This window comes from Clostridium sp. TF11-13AC, assembly GCF_003481065.1.
Taxonomy (GTDB): Bacteria; Bacillota; Clostridia; order Lachnospirales; family Lachnospiraceae; genus Otoolea; species Otoolea fessa.
The window spans coordinates 15,980-35,055 of the sequence record NZ_QUKJ01000009.1; the positions used below are offsets into that span (position 1 = coordinate 15,980).

General features: G+C 48.6%; 17 protein-coding genes and 2 pseudogenes. 16 read left to right on the forward strand and 3 right to left on the reverse strand.

Features of this window, described 5'->3' with window-relative positions:
* Window positions 1-19: 19 nt before the first annotated feature.
* The 3 genes from DXD12_RS13880 to DXD12_RS13890 all read right to left on the reverse strand — a co-directional run bounded on the left by DXD12_RS13880 (window position 20) and on the right by DXD12_RS13890 (window position 2,271).
* On the reverse strand, window positions 20-1,366 hold the full coding sequence (locus DXD12_RS13880; protein WP_002585087.1) for a relaxase/mobilization nuclease domain-containing protein: 1,347 nt from the start codon (window positions 1,364-1,366) through the stop codon (window positions 20-22).
* Complete coding sequence (mobC, locus tag DXD12_RS13885; protein WP_002585086.1) at window positions 1,327-1,656, reverse strand: plasmid mobilization relaxosome protein MobC; 330 nt, start codon at window positions 1,654-1,656, stop codon at window positions 1,327-1,329. The genes DXD12_RS13880 and mobC overlap by 40 nt, the downstream gene beginning before the upstream one ends.
* A gap of 261 nt (window positions 1,657-1,917) precedes the next feature.
* On the reverse strand, window positions 1,918-2,271 hold the full coding sequence (locus DXD12_RS13890) for a helix-turn-helix transcriptional regulator (RefSeq protein ID WP_004607969.1): 354 nt from the start codon (window positions 2,269-2,271) through the stop codon (window positions 1,918-1,920).
* Window positions 2,272-2,652: 381 nt separating this feature from the next.
* Between DXD12_RS13890 and DXD12_RS13895 the strand changes: the two genes are divergently transcribed.
* The 16 genes and pseudogenes from DXD12_RS13895 (at window position 2,653) to DXD12_RS13985 (ending at window position 19,075) form a co-directional block, all read left to right on the forward strand.
* Complete coding sequence (locus tag DXD12_RS13895) at window positions 2,653-2,838, forward strand: cysteine-rich KTR domain-containing protein (protein WP_004607970.1); 186 nt, start codon at window positions 2,653-2,655, stop codon at window positions 2,836-2,838.
* The gene (gene rlmN / locus DXD12_RS13900; protein ID WP_004607971.1) at window positions 2,839-3,828 is read left to right on the forward strand and encodes a 23S rRNA (adenine(2503)-C(2))-methyltransferase RlmN; all 990 of its coding nucleotides are present in this window, start codon (window positions 2,839-2,841) and stop codon (window positions 3,826-3,828) included.
* Window positions 3,829-4,364: 536 nt separating this feature from the next.
* Entirely contained in the window at window positions 4,365-4,796 is a 432-nt protein-coding gene (locus DXD12_RS13910; RefSeq protein ID WP_009255547.1) for a sigma-70 family RNA polymerase sigma factor, read from the forward strand.
* A pseudogene (locus tag DXD12_RS13915) lies at window positions 4,777-5,036 on the forward strand (helix-turn-helix domain-containing protein). The gene DXD12_RS13910 and the pseudogene DXD12_RS13915 overlap by 20 nt, the downstream one beginning before the upstream one ends.
* A gap of 414 nt (window positions 5,037-5,450) precedes the next feature.
* The gene (locus DXD12_RS13930) at window positions 5,451-5,678 is read left to right on the forward strand and encodes a transposon-encoded TnpW family protein (protein ID WP_004607973.1); all 228 of its coding nucleotides are present in this window, start codon (window positions 5,451-5,453) and stop codon (window positions 5,676-5,678) included.
* Window positions 5,679-5,778: 100 nt separating this feature from the next.
* The gene (locus DXD12_RS13935; RefSeq protein ID WP_118638544.1) at window positions 5,779-7,455 is read left to right on the forward strand and encodes a recombinase family protein; all 1,677 of its coding nucleotides are present in this window, start codon (window positions 5,779-5,781) and stop codon (window positions 7,453-7,455) included.
* A 65-nt stretch (window positions 7,456-7,520) separates the two neighbouring features.
* A pseudogene (eno, locus tag DXD12_RS13940) lies at window positions 7,521-8,612 on the forward strand (phosphopyruvate hydratase); the annotation flags it as partial.
* A gap of 441 nt (window positions 8,613-9,053) precedes the next feature.
* Window positions 9,054-10,160: a BMP family ABC transporter substrate-binding protein gene (locus DXD12_RS13945; protein WP_107001569.1), complete on the forward strand. Its 1,107-nt coding sequence runs from the start codon at window positions 9,054-9,056 to the stop codon at window positions 10,158-10,160.
* A 139-nt stretch (window positions 10,161-10,299) separates the two neighbouring features.
* Window positions 10,300-11,838, forward strand: a complete 1,539-nt coding sequence (locus DXD12_RS13950; protein ID WP_118638545.1) for an ABC transporter ATP-binding protein — start codon at window positions 10,300-10,302, stop codon at window positions 11,836-11,838.
* Window positions 11,835-12,881 carry an ABC transporter permease gene (locus DXD12_RS13955; protein ID WP_118638546.1) on the forward strand — a complete coding sequence of 349 codons (1,047 nt, stop codon included), beginning with the start codon at window positions 11,835-11,837 and terminating at the stop codon, window positions 12,879-12,881. The genes DXD12_RS13950 and DXD12_RS13955 overlap by 4 nt, the downstream gene beginning before the upstream one ends.
* The gene (locus tag DXD12_RS13960) at window positions 12,878-13,828 is read left to right on the forward strand and encodes an ABC transporter permease (protein ID WP_243105402.1); all 951 of its coding nucleotides are present in this window, start codon (window positions 12,878-12,880) and stop codon (window positions 13,826-13,828) included. Before DXD12_RS13955 ends, DXD12_RS13960 begins: the two co-directional genes overlap by 4 nt.
* A gap of 41 nt (window positions 13,829-13,869) precedes the next feature.
* On the forward strand, window positions 13,870-14,808 hold the full coding sequence (locus tag DXD12_RS13965; protein ID WP_107001566.1) for a nucleoside hydrolase: 939 nt from the start codon (window positions 13,870-13,872) through the stop codon (window positions 14,806-14,808).
* Between the two features lie 32 nt (window positions 14,809-14,840).
* Window positions 14,841-16,115 carry an ArgE/DapE family deacylase gene (locus tag DXD12_RS13970; RefSeq protein ID WP_118638547.1) on the forward strand — a complete coding sequence of 425 codons (1,275 nt, stop codon included), beginning with the start codon at window positions 14,841-14,843 and terminating at the stop codon, window positions 16,113-16,115.
* 17 nt (window positions 16,116-16,132) lie between these two features.
* The gene (locus DXD12_RS13975) at window positions 16,133-16,879 is read left to right on the forward strand and encodes a glutamine amidotransferase (RefSeq protein ID WP_107001564.1); all 747 of its coding nucleotides are present in this window, start codon (window positions 16,133-16,135) and stop codon (window positions 16,877-16,879) included.
* Between the two features lie 25 nt (window positions 16,880-16,904).
* Window positions 16,905-18,050, forward strand: coding sequence for a M20 family metallopeptidase (locus tag DXD12_RS13980; protein ID WP_107001563.1), 1,146 nt, complete (start codon window positions 16,905-16,907; stop codon window positions 18,048-18,050).
* Entirely contained in the window at window positions 18,047-19,075 is a 1,029-nt protein-coding gene (locus DXD12_RS13985; protein WP_118555964.1) for a LacI family DNA-binding transcriptional regulator, read from the forward strand. The genes DXD12_RS13980 and DXD12_RS13985 overlap by 4 nt, the downstream gene beginning before the upstream one ends.
* Window position 19,076 lies beyond the last annotated feature (1 nt).

The following is a 19,076-nucleotide window of genomic DNA, read 5'->3' on the forward strand; positions in this document are numbered from 1 at the left end:
GGCGGGGATTTTGCTATCCTTATCCGCGCTCTGTTCCCTTTTCCCGTTCCGGCTGCCTGTCTGCCTGTAAAATGCTGTCAATGTTCTGCTTGATAATATCGTATTCCCGGACTTTCTTTTTCAGCTTCCCATAGTCGGCATAAAGGGCTTCTTTCTGCGCTTGGAGGGCTTCATATTCCGATTGCAGCGCGGCAAGGTTCGGGAGCTTTGCAATGCCCGCCGCTTTCAGCGACCTTGCGGCGGCTTCATGTAGGATAATCGCCTGTTCCTGTCCGGCGCGGTACTTCTCCCTGTTCCTTGCCTTGCGGTATGCGTCATAGACGGGCTTTGTCTTTTGGTAGGTGGAAACATTCTTGATAAGCACCGCCATGTCCGCAAGCCGCTTTTCCGCGTCCTTCAATGCGTCTGCCGCCTGTCCGCTTTCCGCTGCCATTTCTTCAATCCGGCTGACTAAATCCGCGTACTGTTCAATCTTATGTTCCGTCAAGAAATTCATGGTCTTTGCTGCCTGTTTCAGATTGTGGATTTTCGCCCACTGTTCATAGCCCTTACTCTGCGCCGCCTTGATACTGTTCTCAATGTCGATAAGCAGCGAAACGCCGCGCTGCTCTCTGGGGGCTTTCGCCGCCTTTGCCCGTCTGCCCGCTATCCGTTCCCTTATGGCTTCCTCTGTATAATCCGCGCCGAGGGTTTTAAGACGGGTGAAGCGTTCCTGTCCGGGGGCGCGGCATGACACATATTTCCCCGGCTTTATCTCATAGCCCGCCGCCTGTAACCGCTGCAACAATTCCTCAAAACTGGAAACTTGGGGGATAAGCGCGTCAACGGCAATCTTTAGCTTGCCTTTCCAACTTGTACCCGTCTTTTCTGCCTGGTACTCCGCATAGCTCTTTCCCTTGCTGCCCTTGCCGGGAACGACGACGGACAAGCCATTTTCCCGACACAGCTTGTCGCTCATGTTCCGTATGCCGTAATAGCTCCTTTTGTTGGAATTATATTTGCGGTGGTCTACGAAATTTACGGCGCAGAAAATAATGTGATTGTGGACGTGTCCTTTGTCAATGTGCGTCGTGAGTACATATTCATGCTGCCCCTTTGTTACCGCGTCGGCAAGCTGCTTTCCGATTTCATGGGCTTTCTGATAATCGACTTCCCCCGGCTCAAAGGACTGTATCAGATGAAAGGCTAAATTGTTCCCCTTTTGGAGTGCTTGGGACAAGGTATATTCAAATTCAATATCTGCCGTTTCATAGGAGCAGCCGAAAGAGGACACAAGCATTTTTCCGTCCGTCTTGTCCGGGTTTTCGATATAGTCAAGGGCTTTGCTTAGAGTGCTTTTAATAGGCTTAATCTTTGTAACCGCCATATCTCCGCAAGCACCCCCTTTATTTCCTCTATGTCCTCTTGGTATGCGTTCCCCGTCGCGTTTACGCGGCGTGCTATCTGGTTGACGTTGACACCGATTTTCTGTATCTCTGCGGTCATTGCCTTTATATCGGCATGGTCTATCTGAATGATATACCCGTCAATGGCAATCTTCCGCAGATATGCCGCCATGTTCCGGGTGGGTACGAGCTTCATTTTTTCCAGTATTAAATCCCGTTCCGCTTCCGTCACTCTGAATTTGATTTGCACCGTTCTTTTGCGTCCGTTCATGTATTCGCTCCTTTCCTTTCCGTTCCGAGGGTTTGGGACACTTCCCAACAAGCAATTTTCAACCGACGCGCCGCAGCGCGGGAGGGGAAAATACGGAAGTGGGTACCCGCTTCCTATGCTTGCTACGAATGTTTTTATCCCTTATGCCTTACTACGGAGCTATGCCCGGTTTTGCCAAACTTCCGCAAAAGAAAAACGCTGCAATCCTCAAAAAAAGATTACAACGCTCTCTAAACCTTATTCAATTCTGACGGACACTTCTTATCTGCCCTCTGTTTCGACTTCCGCTATCTCCTTTGCCGTTGCGCTCACAATCCGTATGCCTGTATCGCTCATACCGTCAAGAAGCGCGTCAAGCTGCCGCCGCTGCGTGTTCTTCTCTGGCGGCGTTTCCAAAAGAAACTGGTCTACGGATATATTGTAGCGGAGCATAAGCTCAAAGAAAATCTGTAAACTTGGGTGCTGCCCCTTGTTCTCAATGTTCGCAAGGTAGCGCGGCGAGATAAACATTTCGTCGCTCACTTTCTTGCGGCTCTCCTTGCGCCCTGTCCGCGCCGCCTTTATCGCTGCCCCAAAAGCCTTGAAATCGTATTTCGGTACTGGTCTTTTTGCCATAGTTATTCACCCTGTTACATTTTACTGTTCCCCTTTCTTCTTGGATATGTCTACACAATTCAATCAGTTAGCCAAAATAATTCATATGTATATGTTGACAATTAGCCGCTTTTTTTGTATAGTATTATTAAAAGGGGGAAATGTTTATGTTACATAGCATGCGTATTCGATAAGCATTGAAATCAAAAAAGATTTTTCCCATTTTCAATATGGGCTTTTTTGTCATGCTTATTTTGCGTATGCTATACAACAAAACTAACGATGTATAGACATAGTATAAAAACTATGCCTTAATTTTGTTGTAGTGTTATATGTATAAATGCAGGTCAATGCTCATGTTGAGAATTGACCTGTATTTTTTTGCACAAAAGGAGAAATATTATGCTTGAAAAATATTGGATAAAATGTCCAATTTGTAACGGAAAGACGAGGGTTCAAGTATTTTATAATACGGTATTAAGAAATTTTCCTCTTTTCTGCCCTAAATGTAAATTAACACATATCATTGATGTTGAAAAATTAGAAATCATAATCAAAAACTCTGAAAAACAAAAGGAAGGATATTAAATGAAACACTTACCTAAAAGTACACTTACGGAAATATTGAATGACCCATACGGATTTACTTACAAAGAAATGTCGGAAGTAATTGGAGAGGATAAAGCAAGAGCCTTATATGCGGAATTGTATAAACAGCCATTTCACAAAAAAAATCTATCAATATCAACAAAAAAAGTCTATAAAAGTAGCGATACTGAAAAGTATGTTTATGAATTGAAAGACAACAGGTATATCGAAACGGTTTTTATTAAACGGCGAGATGGTGGGACTGTTTGCGTAAGTACGCAAGTTGGTTGTTCTGTTGGCTGTATTTTTTGTGAGTCCGGACGCAATGGTTTCGTTCGTAATCTAACACCATCTGAAATTGTGCAACAGGTCATATTGATACGTCAAAAAGTAAATCGTATCGTTTTTATGGGAATGGGAGAACCTTTATTCAATTACGACAACTTGATTGCAGCAATCCATATTCTTCGAGATAGAAATGGACTTAACTTTCCAACCGACGGCATTACCGTATCAACAGTTGGTCCAGTTAATCAATTAAAAAAATTGCGCGAAGAACATCTAAAAATTCAGTTGACAATATCTTTACATGCAGCAACACAGGCTGCGAGAAACTGCATCATTCCTCATATGCACATGTACGCTATTGAAGATGTTGTTAAGCAAGCATTGTCCTATTCACAAAGGCATAATCGAAAAGTGGTATTTGCGTATTTGCTTTTACCAGGTATAAATGACCGTTCCTCAGATATAAGGCAACTTGCAAAATGGTTTAAGGGCAAAAATGTTATGATTAACGTGCTGCAATACAACCCGACGAGTAATTCAAAAATTAGAGCACCACAAAAACAAGAAATGGTTGCGTTCAAACATCAATTAGAGCAAACAGGACTTGAAGTTACCATGAGAGTTTCTCATGGTAGAGAGATTAAAGCAGCTTGTGGACAGTTAGCTAATACATATAATAAAGCCAAAAAACAACAAAAATAATTTAATTAAAAGAGCCAGACGCACAGACGCAGAGCCGATAATATGCAGTTTGAAATACTGCTGTTATCGGCTCTTTTTTGATTTAATTTGTGCCCCCAATAACCATATTGGAGCAAAATCAGAACTGTTGCTTGTCGTTCTTTGATTTCCGCAGCAGCTTTGAAAAACCAAAGCCGCCGTTTCTTTTTATCTTCTAATGAAATGACGCGGTATCACTGTTAAAAGCGGCGGCTAAAAGGAGGTAGCCGCCATGAAGCACATACCATATCGACAAAATCCGACGGTCATTGACACATCAAAAAAAGCCCGACCACCGCCGGGGAAAACTACGTCTATCAATATGAACTGTCTAATCATCTGAATACCGCTTACAATACCTATACGTCTGTCCGGGCTTTTCGGACAGGCGTATTTTGCTGCTCAAAAAATTTTTTGAAAAAAATCCGAAAATCTTCGGCGTTTTTTTCAAAAGGCAGTATTGCCCCGCGAAAAGGGGGAAGCACCACCAACTTTCCAACGAGAAAGGGGGTGAGAATGTGGAACCTAATCGCAGGGAGTTTATAAAACAGTGCGCTTTCCAGAAGTTTTGTAATACGGTACTGCACAATGAAGCGTGTGACGCTCACAAAGAGCTGCACAGGCATAAGGCAAGGGAGATTACCTTTTCCGACTTGACCTTAGAAGAAGCGCGGCAGCTTCATACCTTTGATGAATATTTCAAAGGGGAAATCGCCTTTGAAAGAGCCGGGAAGAAAATCACGCCGAAGCTGCTTCTTGAAGCAATCCGTACTTTGCCGGAAGAAAAGCGCAAAGCCGTACTCCTGTACTATTTCGAGGGAATGAACGACACCGAGATTGCGGAGCTGTTCGATACGTCGAGAAGCACGATACAGTACAGGCGGACAAGCTCTTTTGAGCTGCTAAAAAAATATCTGGAGGAAAATGCTGATGAATGGGACGAATGGTAACGAACCCGGCTACCCGGAAAAGCCCTTGTTCCCTATCCTGTCATTTTGGCAGCGACAAAGGGCGACCCGGACGCTATGAAGATTGTCTTGCAGCATTTCAGCGGCTACATAGCCCGCCTCTCCATGCGGAAGCTGTACGACGAGCGCGGGAACGTCTATTTTGGCGTAGACCACGACATTCGGGAACGGCTGCAAGCAAAACTGATGATGGCTGTCCTCACCTTTAAGGCAGAGGAATAAACCGCAGCGGCGGGACGCTTTCTCTCTCCCCCTTTTCCGTTCCGCTGCTGACGCGGCAGCAAAGCCATTCTGAACCTTGACAAAGAAAGCGGCGCAAGATAACGGCGGCGCAGCATAGGGCAAATCGGATACGTTCCTTTTGCGCCGAGCCATACGGTGGGTGCGCCATGACGCTATCCGGGTGAGGTTATCCCCGCCCGGACAGCCGAGCGACCAACACCGCGCCGGAAAGCAAGTGTAGCGGCTTGCGGGCGACGACACGCAAAATATACAATGATACTTCCTTACAGCCACAGTCCGAGCGTTAAGAGCGTCGCAGGCAATGGGTAGGGCTGCATGAGAACCATGCCGGGGTGAAATTCCCATGAGGTTATGCTAATAACCGTCCGATTAAAGCCTTTGTTTTCTTGAATAGTGGACTTGCTGCTATTCATAGACTGTATTATATGTTTGCGAAAGAAAGGGGGATTTTCTTTGACGCAAAACCAGACGCCCGTTACCACAACGGAGCATAAAATCGGAAAAGTTACTTACCTTGTATGTTCGTCCGCAAGTGAACGCGCAACGGACACACTGGATAAAAAGATAAAGAAGCTCATTCGCAAGGACATGGAGCTGAACCCCGCAAACGCCCGGAAATAGGGCGTTTCTTCACATTTTATACATGACACAGGCAGCGGTATGTGGTATAATATAGACAGTACAAATACCATGCTTGTCTGTCGTCGGAAAGGAGGACAAAATGTTACAGACAGACAAGATTACCGCTTTATATTGCAGATTGAGCCAGGAAGATATGCAAGCCGGGGAAAGCGAAAGCATACAGAACCAAAAACTGATTTTACAAAAGTATGCTGACGAACACCACTTTTTCAACACACGCTTTTTTGTAGACGACGGATTTTCCGGCGTGAGCTTTGAGCGTGAGGGGCTTCAAGCCATGCTGCATGAGGTTGAAGCCGGGAACGTGGCGACCGTCATAACAAAAGACCTTTCCCGTCTGGGACGTAATTATCTGAAAACCGGGGAGCTGATAGAGATTGTTTTTCCCGAATATGAAGTGCGCTACATTGCCATTAACGACGGTGTAGACACAGCAAGGGAAGATAACGAGTTTACCCCTCTGCGGAACTGGTTCAACGAGTTTTACGCCCGCGACACTTCAAAGAAAATCCGGGCTGTCAAACAGGCAAAGGCGCAGAAAGGCGAGCGCGTCAACGGGCAAGTGCCTTATGGGTACATAGCTGACCCCAACGACCGCAATCATCTATTGCCCGACCCGGAAACGGCGCACATTGTAAAACAGATTTTCGCTATGTATGTGCGCGGCGACCGTATCTGCGAAATTCAGAACTGGCTACGGGAACATGAGGTATTGACTGTTGCAGAATTGCAGTACAGGCGCACAGGAAGCCACAGGCACCCCCGCCCACACCCGAATTGTATTTACAACTGGCCGGATAAGACGCTCTATGACATTCTGGCGCGTAAAGAGTATTTGGGGCATACCATTACAGGCAAGAGCTATAAGGTATCTTACAAATCGAAAAAGACGAAGAAGAACCCGGAGGAAAAGCGTTACTTCTTCCCCAACACACACGAACCCTTGATTGATGAAGAAACCTTTGAGCTTGCACAGAAACGGATTGCCACCAAACACCGCCCTACAAAGGTTGATGAAATTGACATTTTTTCGGGGCTTCTCTTTTGCGGGGACTGCGGCTATAAAATGTATCTGCAACAGGGAGCCGGGACACTGGAACGCAAACACGCCTACACTTGCGGCAAGTATCGAAACAGGGTAAGGACTGGCGAGCTTTGCACTACCCATTATATCCGAAAGAGCGTCCTTAAAGAACTTGTCCTTGCCGATTTACAAAGGGTATTGTCCTATGTGAAAGAGCATGAACAGGAGTTTATCGAAACCGCCAACGAGTGCAGCGCAAAGGTAGTACAAAAGACGCTGACGCAGCAACGGAAAGAGCTTGACAAGGCGCAGAGCCGGATTAGCGAGCTGAATATCTTGTTCCGCAAGCTCTATGAGGACAACGCTTTAGGGAAACTTTCAGATGAACAGTTTGCTTTTCTGACTTCCGGCTATGACGAAGAAAAAAAGACGCTGACCCGGAGGATTGCGGAACTGTCACAGGAAATTGACAACGCCACCGAGCGCAGCGCGGACGTGAAAAGGTTTGTCGCACTGGTACGCAAATACACCGCCATTACCGAACTGACCTACGAAAACGTCCATGAATTTATTGACCGTATTCTTATTCACGAACTGGATAAGGAAACGAACACCCGCAAAATCGAAATCTTTTATAGCTTTGTCGGCAGAGTTGATACAGGCGACAAGCCCACCGAAAGTATCTCCTATTTCAGACAGATAGGAGCCGACGTAAAGAGTTATGCTATCTAACATACATCAAAAAGAGGTAAGATAACGCCCTCTGCAAAAAAGGTTACGTTATCTTACCTCAACAAAAAGCAGTCCAGAATGTGAATACCGTGATTGCAGAAGTATTAAAGGGCATGGATCCGGCGAACATTTATGCGGTTGATAAAGCGATGATCGAGGCGGACGGAACCAAGGATAAATCCAAGCTGGGCGCGAATGCGATCCTGGCGGCTTCGATCGCGAGCGCACGGGCGGCAGCCAATGCGTATGGTCTTCCTCTGTACCGTTTTCTCGGCGGCGTATCTGGAAACCGTCTTCCGGTCCCGATGATGAACATTTTAAACGGCGGCGCGCATGCGGCAAATACTGTCGATGTACAGGAATTTATGATTATGCCGGTTGGCGCGGAGAGCTTTTGCGAGGGACTCCGCTGGTGTACCGAGGTGTTCCATGCGCTGGCAGCATTGCTTAAAGAGCGCGGACTGGCAACCTCCGTCGGCGATGAGGGCGGTTTTGCACCGGATCTGGGAAGTGACGAAGAAGCAATCCAGTGCATCTTAGAGGCAGTGGAGAGAGCCGGATATAAGCCGGGCGAGGATTTTGTCCTGGCGATGGATGCGGCATCCAGCGAGTGGAAGAGCGGCAGGAAGGGCGAATATCTGCTTCCGAAGAATGGCAAACACTTCACCTCCGAGGAGCTGATCGCACACTGGAAACAGCTCTGCGGGAAATACCCGATCGCCTCCATCGAGGATGGTCTGGACGAGGAGGATTGGGAAGGCTGGCAGAAGATGACCGCAGAACTCGGCGGACAGGTGCAGCTGGTCGGCGACGATCTGTTTGTAACAAATACCGAACGCCTGGAAAAAGGTATCCGTCTCGGCTGCGGCAATTCGATCCTGATTAAGCTGAACCAGATTGGATCCGTCTCCGAGACACTGGAGGCAATCAAGATGGCACATAAGGCAGGTTACACGGCGATTGTATCCCACCGTTCCGGCGAGACCGAGGATACGACGATCGCAGATCTGGCGGTCGCATTGAATACCTGCCAGATCAAGACGGGCGCACCGAGCCGGAGTGAGCGCGTGGCAAAATACAACCAGCTTCTGCGGATTGAGGAAGAGCTGGGAACCGGCGCACAGTATCCGGGGAAGGCGGCATTTAATAAAAATTAAGTTGTCTTTTTTGCGAGATATCGTGCAGACAAGCAATCTGTTACATTGCATGAAATGTGTGAATTGTTCCGAAAACGAATGCATTTCCTCAGAAACAGACAAAAATCATCTGGGGAAATGCCGGATGGCGTCGAAACAAAGGAAAATAGAATACAACTTTGAAAAGGAATGCGTTTTACCGTACAACCAGGACGGAGAGAAACGTATTCCTTTTTGTTTTGCATAAGACCGAAAAAAGGAATATTGCTAAAAGTTTGACAATATTTTAAAAAATAATCGTTTTTATACGAAATTTATTGACAAAACAGTGGGAATGATTGTAAAATAACTGTAAAGCAAATATGAAAAAAGGATTTATTTTTTTTGAACGAATGGAAAAACGTTTTACCAAAGGAATGGTCCGGCGGATAACGTATTTCACATAAAAAGGAGGATGAAAGAATGAGAAAGAGAACATTAAGCATTGTACTTGCAGCAGCAATGTGTGCCAGCTTAACAGCCTGCGGCGGTGGCGGAAGTACTGCTGAGACAACGGCAGCTGACAGCAGCAATACCGAGACAAAGGCAGCCGACGCTTCAGAGAAATCTGACAAACCGCTTCGTGTGTGTGTTGTCTACACCGGCAACTTAGGTGATAAGAGCTACAATGACTCCTGCAACATGGGTGCACAGAAAGCAGTTGAGGATTTCGGCATCGAGCTTAAGAGCCTTGAGGGTACCACTGCTGAAGAGTGGAAAGCAAACCTGCTTCAGGCTTGTGATGACGGCTACGATTTAATCATCGGTGCTTCTTCCAACATCGCAGATTATATCACTGAGAATGCATCCAGTTATCCGGATACCAAGTTTGCAGTTATCGATACAACCGTTGATCTGCCGAACGTTGAGTCCATCAGCTTTGCTCAGAATGAGGGCTCCTTCCTGGCAGGTGCGGCAGCAGCTATGTTCACCACCAAGACCGATATCCCGAATGTCAATGAAGATCATATCATCGGCTGGGTAGGCGGTATGGATATTCCGGTACTTCATGACTTCTATACAGGTTATGAGCAGGGCGCGAAGTATATCGATCCGGATATCAAGATTCTTCAGGCTTTTGCAGGAAGCTGGACGGATCCGTTAAAGGGTAAAGAGCTGACGTTAGCACAGTATGAGCAGGGTGCTGATATTGTCATGAACGTAGCATCCGGTACCGGTGTTGGTATTCTGGAAGGTGCAAAAGAAGCTGACAAATACGCAATCGGCGTTGACTTAAACCAGGATTCCGATCAGCCTGGACATGTTCTTACTTCCATGGTTAAGAGAGTTGATAATGCTTGCTATCTGGTTATCCAGTCTGCAGTAGAGGGAACTTTTGAGGGCGGCACAACCAAATATCTGGCATTGAAGGACGGCGGTGTCAGCCTGACCGATTTCTCTGTTATCAAAGAATCTCTGGGCGACAAATTCCCGCAGGATATCGTTGATAAGTGTGATGAGCTTGCCGAGAAGATCAAATCCGGCGAGATCGTAGTTGAAAACTATGAAGGATTTGGCCCACAGGCATAATTGATAAAGACAAGGCCGGGAGCGAGTGAAACCTGGCGGCGAAGGGGGATCTGAATTCTTTCAGGTTCCCCTTCATTTTCAACAAAATGTTTTTTCTTGGAAAGAGCCGTCAGGCATTTCCGGACGAGAGGGTGATCGAATGAACGAATACGTAGTGGAGATGAAAGGAATTGTCAAAAATTTCGGGCAGGTTCAGGCGGTAAAGCATGGTGAATTTACTCTGAAAAAGGGCGAGATTCATTCTCTGATTGGTGAAAATGGAGCTGGTAAATCCACCATGATGAAGCTTCTGTACGGCATGTATCCCATTGACGAGGGCGAGATTATCGTCAAAGGTGAACCGATGGGAACCATCACACCGAAGCTTGCAATTGAGCACGGTGTCGGCATGGTCCATCAGGAATTTATGCTGGTGAATGAGCTGACGGTTCTGGAGAATATTATTCTGGGATTTGAACCGAAAAAGGGATTGACAATTGACTTTGACAAGGCAAGAAAAGAAGTTAAAAAGTATATTGAACAGTATCATATGGACGTGCAGCTGGATAAGAAGGTAAGCCAGATTTCAGTAGGCGAGGCGCAGCGTGTGGAGATTATCAAGACATTGATGCGAGGTGCTGATATCATCATTCTGGATGAGCCTACAGCGGTTCTGACCCCTCAGGAGGCGGAACGTCTGTTTGAAATCCTGAATAATCTGAAACAGGATGGAAAATCCCTTGTCTTTATTTCTCATAAGCTGAATGAGGTTATGGCAATATCAGACCGCATCTCTGTGATGCGTCAGGGACAATATATGGGCACTGTTAATAAAGAGGAAACCTCTCCGCTGGATCTGACCAAACGAATGATCGGACGTGAAGTATTCTTAAACATTGATAAGGCTTATTCTGAGGCGGGAGATACGATTCTGGAGGTTCAGGATGTGTGGATTCCCAGCCAGAAGGAGACATCGAAGATCCGGGGCATGTCCCTGCATGTCAAGGCCGGTGAGATTGTCGGCGTGGCAGGTATCGATGGAAATGGACAGAGTGAGCTGGTTGAGGCGATCACCGGACTTCGCAAGGTAGAGAAGGGCAAGATCCTTCTTTGCGGCAAGGATATTACGAATCAGAGTCCGAGAAAAGTAAGGGAGAGCGGTCTTTCCCATATTCCGGAGGACCGAAATACAAGAGGTCTGAACCGTGCCATGACCATTGAGGAAAACCTGATTGCAGTCCGGCTGGATCAGCCTCCCTTTACCAAGGGCATCATGATGAATAAATCGGGACAGGATGCTTATGCAAAGGAGATGGTAGAGCAGTTTGATATCCGCCCGGCGGATTATAATCTTCCTACCTCCTCCTTATCCGGCGGCAATGCACAGAAGGTAGTAGTAGCCCGGGAGGTATCTCTTGGCAATAAGCTTCTGGTAGCATCCCAGCCTACCAGAGGTGTAGATATCGGTGCCATCGAACTGATTCGAAATACCCTGGAAAAGGCGAAAAAGGCAGGCGCCGGTGTTCTGCTGGTTTCGGCAGAATTGGAAGAGATTATCTCCCTTTCGGATCGTATCGTAGTTATCCATGAAGGTAAAATTACCGGCGAGATGAGGGCCGACGAGGCCAATGAAAACAATCTGGGTCTGCTTATGATGGGCGGTACAGACACAGGGAAGGACGGTGAAGCAGCAGTATGAATCAGACATTAAATGGTATTCGAAGGATTCTTATTACGATACTCGTTGCGATGGGTGTCGGTGCGCTGTTTATCATAGCCATCGGGGAAAATCCGATTGATGCATATGCGGCGCTGTTCCGCGGTGCTTTTGACGGAAAGCTCCGTCTAGGCACAACCTTGGCAGGATTTACTCCGCTGCTGCTGACATCCATTGCCTTTGCAGTTGCAGCGAAAGCAGGTGCTTTTAACGTAGGTGTTGAGGGCGAGGTTTTCTTGGGCGGTATCACAGCTGCTTATATTGGCATTAACTGGACCTTCCTTCCGAAGCCAGCTCTGTATGTGGCCTGTTTCGTAGGTGCGATGGTGGTAGCAGCTGCCTGGGCCTTTATTCCGGCGGTTCTGCGTGCCTATTATAATGTAAATGAAGTATGTACTACGATTTTGATGAACACGGTAGCCCTTTATATTACATCCTATCTGGTCAGCGGACCTATGAGTGCGGGTACTGCTAACGCTCAGTCCCTGCCGGTTACGGTAAGGCTGTATCAGTTTATGAAACCCAGCAGTGTTAACGTAGGTATTTTCATCGCGGCCATCACCGTGATTGTGATTATTTTTATGCTTCAGAAGAGCAGCTGGGGCTACAAGATCCGTACCGTTGGCCTGAATCCGACCCATGCGGATTATGTGGGAATTGATTCTAAGAAAGTGTTTATCGGTGCTATGATGCTTTCCGGTATGTTGGGCGGCATGGCAGGCTGCATCGAGGTTCTGGGTGTTCATGGATATTTCCTGAACAACTTTGCAACCGGACTTGGAAGCAATGGTATGCTGGCAGCTCTGATTGTAAAGAACAACATGGTTTCGACTCCATTTATGGCATTTTTCCTGGCAGTTTTAAAATCAGGCGCTATGGGAATGCAGCAGTCAACCGGTGTGCCGAAATCACTGGTTGATACCATTACGGCTGTGTTTATTATCATAGCGACCATGGAGACTGCGTTCCAGTTTGCAAAGAAACGTAAAAAGAAAACGGAGGAGAAGAAGGAGGATAAGGCATGAATGCGATAATGCAGAATTTTGATAAAATCTTTAATGCGTCGCTGATTTATGCAACGTTTCGTTCAGCGACTCCGATCATCTTTGCCGCTCTTTGTGCGGCAATCACCCAGCAGGCCAATATCTTAAATATCGGTACAGAGGGTATCATGCTGGTAGGTGCTTTTACTGCGGTAGCCGTCAGCTTCTTTACCGGAAGCTGGTTATTAGGCATTCTGGCAGCGATGATCGCTGGTGCTGTCATTGCCATGATCATGGCAGTGGGACATATCCGGTACAATTCGGAGATCTGCGCCATCGGTATGGGTATTAATATGCTGGCACTGGCCATTACTAAATTCATGGTAAATGCGATTTTCCACAGTACCGGAAGCTTTTCAAGCCCGGACATTAAAGCAATTCCTCGTGTGAACGTTGCATTTTTAGACAATCTTCCGGTGGTGGGGGATCTGTTTAACAACTGGTGCGTGACCGAGTGGTTTGCCATCGTTCTGATTATTCTGCTTCAGTTTTTCTTTTATAAGACTGTATGGGGACTGCGTCTGCGTGCGGTGGGGCAGTTTCCGGAAGCAGCCAAGACGGCAGGTATCAAGGTAAATGCAATCAAATATCAGGCGATGCTGCTTTCTGGTCTCATCGGTGGTCTGGCAGGTGCACATCTTTCCCTGGGATACAGTACCCAGTTTATCGAGAACATGACCAATAACCGTGGTTTCATGGGCGTTGCAGCCATGTATTTCGGCGGCGCGAACCCGGTTCTGACCACACTGGGCTGTCTGCTGTTCGGATTTTCGGATTCTGTCGGTGCCCGTCTCCAGGCATATGGCATTCCATCTCAGTTCGTTCTGATGATGCCGTATATCGTGACCATCGCGGTACTGGCAATTTCCATGATTGCGAAGATTTCAGCCAACAAGAAGAGAGAATCATCTCTGCATGTGGGAAGCTGATGATGAAGAAAGATAAAACACTATAAGGAGGACATAATCAGATGGAAAAGACAAAAATTATTCTTGACTGCGATCCGGGACATGATGACGCGGTCGCGATCACGCTGGCGGCGAACAGTGACAAGATCGATCTGTTAGGTATTACAGTCGTAGCAGGCAACCAGACGCTGGAGAAAACGCAGATTAATGCGAGAAATGTGTGCCAGTGGCTCGGTGTGGATGTGCCGGTGTATGCGGGCTGCGGACAGCCGATGGTGCGTGAAAAAATGATAGCGGGCGATATCCACGGTGAAACAGGGCTGGATGGTCCGGTTTTCCCGCCGCTGACAAAAGAATTAGAGAAAGAGCATGCAGTCGATTTCATCGTTAAAACCCTGATGGAGTCCGATGGCGATATCACGATGGTGACAACCGGTCCGATGACCAATCTGGCGATGGCGATGCGGATGGAACCGGCGATTATTCCGAAGATCAAACAGATCGTCCTGATGGGAGGCGCGTATACCAATGGTAACGTAACTCCAGCGGCAGAGTTCAATATCATCGCCGATGCGGATGCAGCGTATGTATGCTTTACCAGCGGACGCCCAATCACGATGATGGGTCTGGATGTTACCCGCAAGGTACTGTGCTATCCGGAGATCGTTGACCGGATGGAGAAGATAGGCAATAAGGCATCCAAGCTCTTTGCGGATCTGATGCGCTTCTTCTGCAAGACCCAGAAAGAGGTATTTGGCTGGGAAGGCGGACCTCTGCACGATCCGGTTACGATCGCATGGCTGATTGATCCGAGCGTTGTGACCTTGAAACCGATGCATGTGGACATTGACATCCGTAGCGTCCAGTCCTACGGACGTACTAACTGCGATTTCTTCGGTTACGGCGGACAGGAGCCGACTGCAAACGTAGCGATCGATATCGATGCGGCGAAGTTCTGGGATATCGTTGAGGCAGGGCTGAGAAGATACAGCGAGGCATAGTTTATAATACTTGTGTTCGGAGGCAGATATAGATGAGAGACCTGAAAGAAGTTTTAGAGCAGAACAAAGAGAAATATATCGAAGAACTCAAGAATCTGGTGGGAATTGATACCCATGACTTAGGGCACGGAATCGATGGTGGTCTGGAGAAACAGGGACAGGAGTATATGGTAAACCTGTTTGAATCGATGGGAGCCGACGAGATCACGGTGGATCCGATGGATGAGGCTGTGATTCAGGAAAGCTACAAAAAGCACCAGGAAGGAAACCTGGGGCACAACCAGACCGACCGTGCCAATGTCTATGCGACATTTAAAGGAAAACAGGGCGGAAAAAGCCTGTTATTTAACGGTCATATTGACGTTATGCCGGCGGAGATGGAAGACGGCTGGACGAACCCGCCGTTTGAGCCGGTAATTCGGGATGGCAAGATGTACGGACGCGGCTGCACGGATATGAAGGGCGGTCTGATGGCATCGGTGATGGCGGTAAAGCTTTTGCAGGATGCCGGGTATGAGCTGCCGGGCGATGTGACAATTACCTCCGTGTGTGACGAGGAAGGCGGAGGCAATGGCTCGATCCAGGCGGTAATGCGCGGTCTGAAAGCCGACGGCGTTGTCAACTGCGAGCCGACCGACGATACCCTGATTCTGGCGCATATGGGCTGGGTATTCTTTAAGGTTGATTTTGAAGGAAAAGCGTGCCATTCCGGTGCAAAAGCCGAGGGCGTCAGCGCGATCGAGAAGGCGATCAAAGTAATTCAGGGGTTAAATGAGATGGAGCACCGCTGGCTTCTGACGATCCGCCACCGCCTGCTTCCGCCGCCGAGCTTAAATATCGGCGTGATCGAGGGTGGAACCGCCGGTTCTACCGTGCCGGGCGAGTGCAGTTTTTCTACCTGCGTCCACTATGTTCCGACCCTGATGAATCAGGATATGGTTGTAAAGGAATTTACAGAGGTCGTTGAGCGGATCAGCCGTTCCGACGCGTGGATGGAGGCACATCCGCCTAAGATTTCCATTTACCAGACCGGACACGGGTTTGAGATGGAGGAGGATCATCCGCTGGTAGACACCTTTAAGGAGGCGTACAGTGAGGCACTTTCGCGCAGCGTGAAGGTGGAAGGATCCCATTTTGGCTGTGATTCCCGCCTGTGGCGCAACATTGCCGGATGCCCGACGATCCAGTACGGACCGGGTGAGGGCGCACAGTGCCATACCGTGGATGAGTGGCTGAAGCTCGATTCCTATCTGGAAGCGATTCTGGTGTATGCGAAACTGATTTTGGCGTGGGGAAAAAATAAATGAGAAAAGGAGATATGATCATGAGCAAGAAAGTATTACTGGCAGGCGAGTCCTGGATGAGCTATACCACCCATGTAAAGGGCTTTGACGCGTTTTATACCTCTACCTATGAGACAGGAGAGAAATGGCTGAAAGCTGCATTGGAGGCAGGCGGCTACGAAGTAACCTTCCTTCCAAACCATCTGGCAAATGAAGAATTTCCATTTACAATGGAAGAACTGAAACAGTATGATCTGGTAATTCTGTCCGATATTGGAGCGAACACCCTGCTTCTGCCGGGTGCTACGTTTAACCGCAGTGAGAAAATGCCGAACCGCTGCAATCTGATCCGCGACTATGTCAACGATGGCGGCGCTCTTCTGATGGTCGGCGGCTATCTGACCTTCTCCGGCGTGGATGCAAAGGGCAAATGGCATGACACAGCCGTACAGGAGGTTCTTCCAGTTGAGGTTCTGACGGTCGATGATCGTATGGAACACTGCGAGGGTGTAAAACCGGTAACCGTGGGCGAGCATGAAGCTTTAAAGGGCATTCCGACCGACTGGCCGGAGGTTCTCGGTTACAATAAGGTAATCGCAAAACCGGAGGCAGAGGTTCCGGTTACTGTAGAGGGCGATCCGTTTATCGCGTTTGCTTCTTATGGAAAAGGGCGCAGCGGTGTTGTCACAACCGACTGTGCACCGCACTGGGCACCGCCGGAATTCTGCGAGTGGGAATACTACAATAAATTGTGGCAGAATATCGCAGACTGGCTGATTCAGAAATAAGATAGCAGGAAAAAGGAGAGCGCGTATGGACGGAGCGGTGAAACTTTTAAAAGAGCTTCTGACCATTCGGAGTGTCAATGGACGGGATGACGAGGGAGCAGTGGCAGAATATTTGTGCAAGTATTTCGAACAATCGGGAATTTCTGCACATATACAGCGGATTGACGCGACACATGCCAATGTGCTGGCGGAGCTTGAGGGGGAGTCGGATGACGCTCCGATCTTCTGGAACGGGCATCTGGACACGGTTCCTTACGGAGATACCGGAGAATGGAAGACTGACCCGGCGGTTCCGGTGGAACGGGACGGTTTTCTCTATGGCCGCGGTGCCAGCGATATGAAGAGTGGGCTTGCCGCGATGGTGTACGCGCTCTGTGAATATAAAAAATCCGGTCGTCCGGTGCCGCGTACGATCCATTTCCTCGGAACCTGTGATGAGGAAAAGGGCGGCATCGGCGCCAGGGAGATCTTAAAGGAAGTCCCGGAGACGTCGATTGGAACGCTTCTGATAGGAGAACCGACGGGATGCAGGCTGGGCGTGGCGCAGAAAGGCTGCCTGTGGCTGGAGATAGAAGCACACGGAAAGACGAGCCACGGGGCATACCCGCATGAGGGCTGCAATGCCGTGGAACAGGCGATGGCGCTGACAGGTGAGATTGAAACATATGTGAAAAGCTTCACACACCCGGTTCTCGGCGCATCGACCGCGCAGGTAACGCAGATTTCCGGCGGCGTGGCGCCAAATATGACGCCGGACACCTGCCGGATTCTCATGGATATCCGTATGACACCAGGACTGACAAGCCAGATGGTAGTCGGTCAGGCGGAGGCGTTTGCGGCGGCGCGTTCCGTTACATCGGAAGAAAAATTCCGCGTCAGCTGCCGGATTGTCAATGACCGGCGGGCGATCGAGATTGGAGAATCCCATCCGCTTGTGAAACAGCTCTCGAAGGAACTGGAGAAAAAAGGGCTTCCGGTGGAGACGACTGGGATTAATTTCTTTACAGATGCTTCGATCCTGGTGGAACACAAGCTGGATGCAGCCGTTCTCTTATTTGGTCCGGGCGAGGCAGGTATGGCGCATAAGCCAAATGAGCGGGTCGAGATAGAAAAATATCAGAAATCCATTCAGGTTCTCATGGATCTGATCGCATCGGAGGTGGATGAGTGAGGGCAACCATCAAGGATATTGCCGCTGAGACTGGTTTTTCCGTGACGACAATCTCACTGGTTCTCAATGGAAAAGGATATAAGATCTCGGATGAGACAAAGAATCAGATCCTAGCGAAGGCGCGGGAACTGAATTATCGTCCGAACCAGCTCGCGGTCAGTCTGGTAAAGCGGCAGAGCAAGACCATAGGATTTATCGTCCCGGATATTTCCAATGTATATTTTGCCAATATGGCGCGCGCGATCGATGAGGCGTGCCGCGAAAATGGTTGGAGTGTGATTCTCTGCAACACGAATGATAATTATGACCGGGATCGCGAGTATATCGATCTTCTGGCGGATAAAGGCGCGGACGGCATTGTGTTTATCATGGCTAAAGATAATACGCGGGAGATGGCGGCGGAGGAGATTGATTATCTGGAATCGATCCACATACCCTATGTGGTAGTTGACCGGATCCCGGAGCTTCGGAACTGTCCGGCGGTCGGTACCGACCATGAGATCGGCGGTTATCTGGCGGCGCGCCATCTGTTAAGCCTTGGACACCGGCGGATTGCCTGCGTTGTGGGACCGCATGCGACCCAGATGGATTCGGAGGCCCGTTACCATGGCTACTGCCGGGCGATGGAGGAGGCGGGAATTCCAGTGGATGAACGTCTCGTCTGTGCCGGCGAGTATACGCAGGAGGGCGGCGCGGCGGCGGTCGAAAAGCTCATTTCACAGGATTTTACGGCGATTTTCGCCTGCAACGACGCTTCGGCGTATGGCGTATGCAGAAAACTCAAGGAATACAGAAAGAAAGTACCGGAAGATGTTTCGGTTGTCGGATACGATGACGTTTTCTATGCCCGGATGCTGGAGGTGCCGCTGACAACGATACGCCAGCAGGTACGGGAGATGGGAAGAGAGGCGGTACGGCTGCTTCTGAAACAGATACGGGAACATAAAAGACCGGAGAGCAAGGTAATCTTTGCGCCGGAACTGGTGGTGCGGGAGAGCACGGCGAGAATACAGCCGTCTCAGTAAC

Excerpts from the sequence above, each read along its gene's own strand:
- DXD12_RS13945 (WP_107001569.1), top strand. The coding sequence starts at position 9,054 with ATGAGAAAGAGAACATTAAGCATTGTACTTGCAGCAGCAATGTGTGCC.
- DXD12_RS13980 (WP_107001563.1), top strand. The coding sequence starts at position 16,905 with ATGGACGGAGCGGTGAAACTTTTAAAAGAGCTTCTGACCATTCGGAGT.
- DXD12_RS13975 (WP_107001564.1), top strand. The coding sequence starts at position 16,133 with ATGAGCAAGAAAGTATTACTGGCAGGCGAGTCCTGGATGAGCTATACC.
- DXD12_RS13960 (WP_243105402.1), top strand. The coding sequence starts at position 12,878 with ATGAATGCGATAATGCAGAATTTTGATAAAATCTTTAATGCGTCGCTG.
- rlmN (WP_004607971.1), top strand. The coding sequence starts at position 2,839 with ATGAAACACTTACCTAAAAGTACACTTACGGAAATATTGAATGACCCA.
- DXD12_RS13970 (WP_118638547.1), top strand. The coding sequence starts at position 14,841 with ATGAGAGACCTGAAAGAAGTTTTAGAGCAGAACAAAGAGAAATATATC.
- DXD12_RS13965 (WP_107001566.1), top strand. The coding sequence starts at position 13,870 with ATGGAAAAGACAAAAATTATTCTTGACTGCGATCCGGGACATGATGAC.
- DXD12_RS13935 (WP_118638544.1), top strand. The coding sequence starts at position 5,779 with ATGTTACAGACAGACAAGATTACCGCTTTATATTGCAGATTGAGCCAG.
- DXD12_RS13895 (WP_004607970.1), top strand. The coding sequence starts at position 2,653 with ATGCTTGAAAAATATTGGATAAAATGTCCAATTTGTAACGGAAAGACG.
- mobC (WP_002585086.1), bottom strand. The coding sequence starts at position 1,656 with ATGAACGGACGCAAAAGAACGGTGCAAATCAAATTCAGAGTGACGGAA.
- DXD12_RS13950 (WP_118638545.1), top strand. The coding sequence starts at position 10,300 with ATGAACGAATACGTAGTGGAGATGAAAGGAATTGTCAAAAATTTCGGG.
- DXD12_RS13955 (WP_118638546.1), top strand. The coding sequence starts at position 11,835 with ATGAATCAGACATTAAATGGTATTCGAAGGATTCTTATTACGATACTC.
- DXD12_RS13880 (WP_002585087.1), bottom strand. The coding sequence starts at position 1,366 with ATGGCGGTTACAAAGATTAAGCCTATTAAAAGCACTCTAAGCAAAGCC.
- DXD12_RS13890 (WP_004607969.1), bottom strand. The coding sequence starts at position 2,271 with ATGGCAAAAAGACCAGTACCGAAATACGATTTCAAGGCTTTTGGGGCA.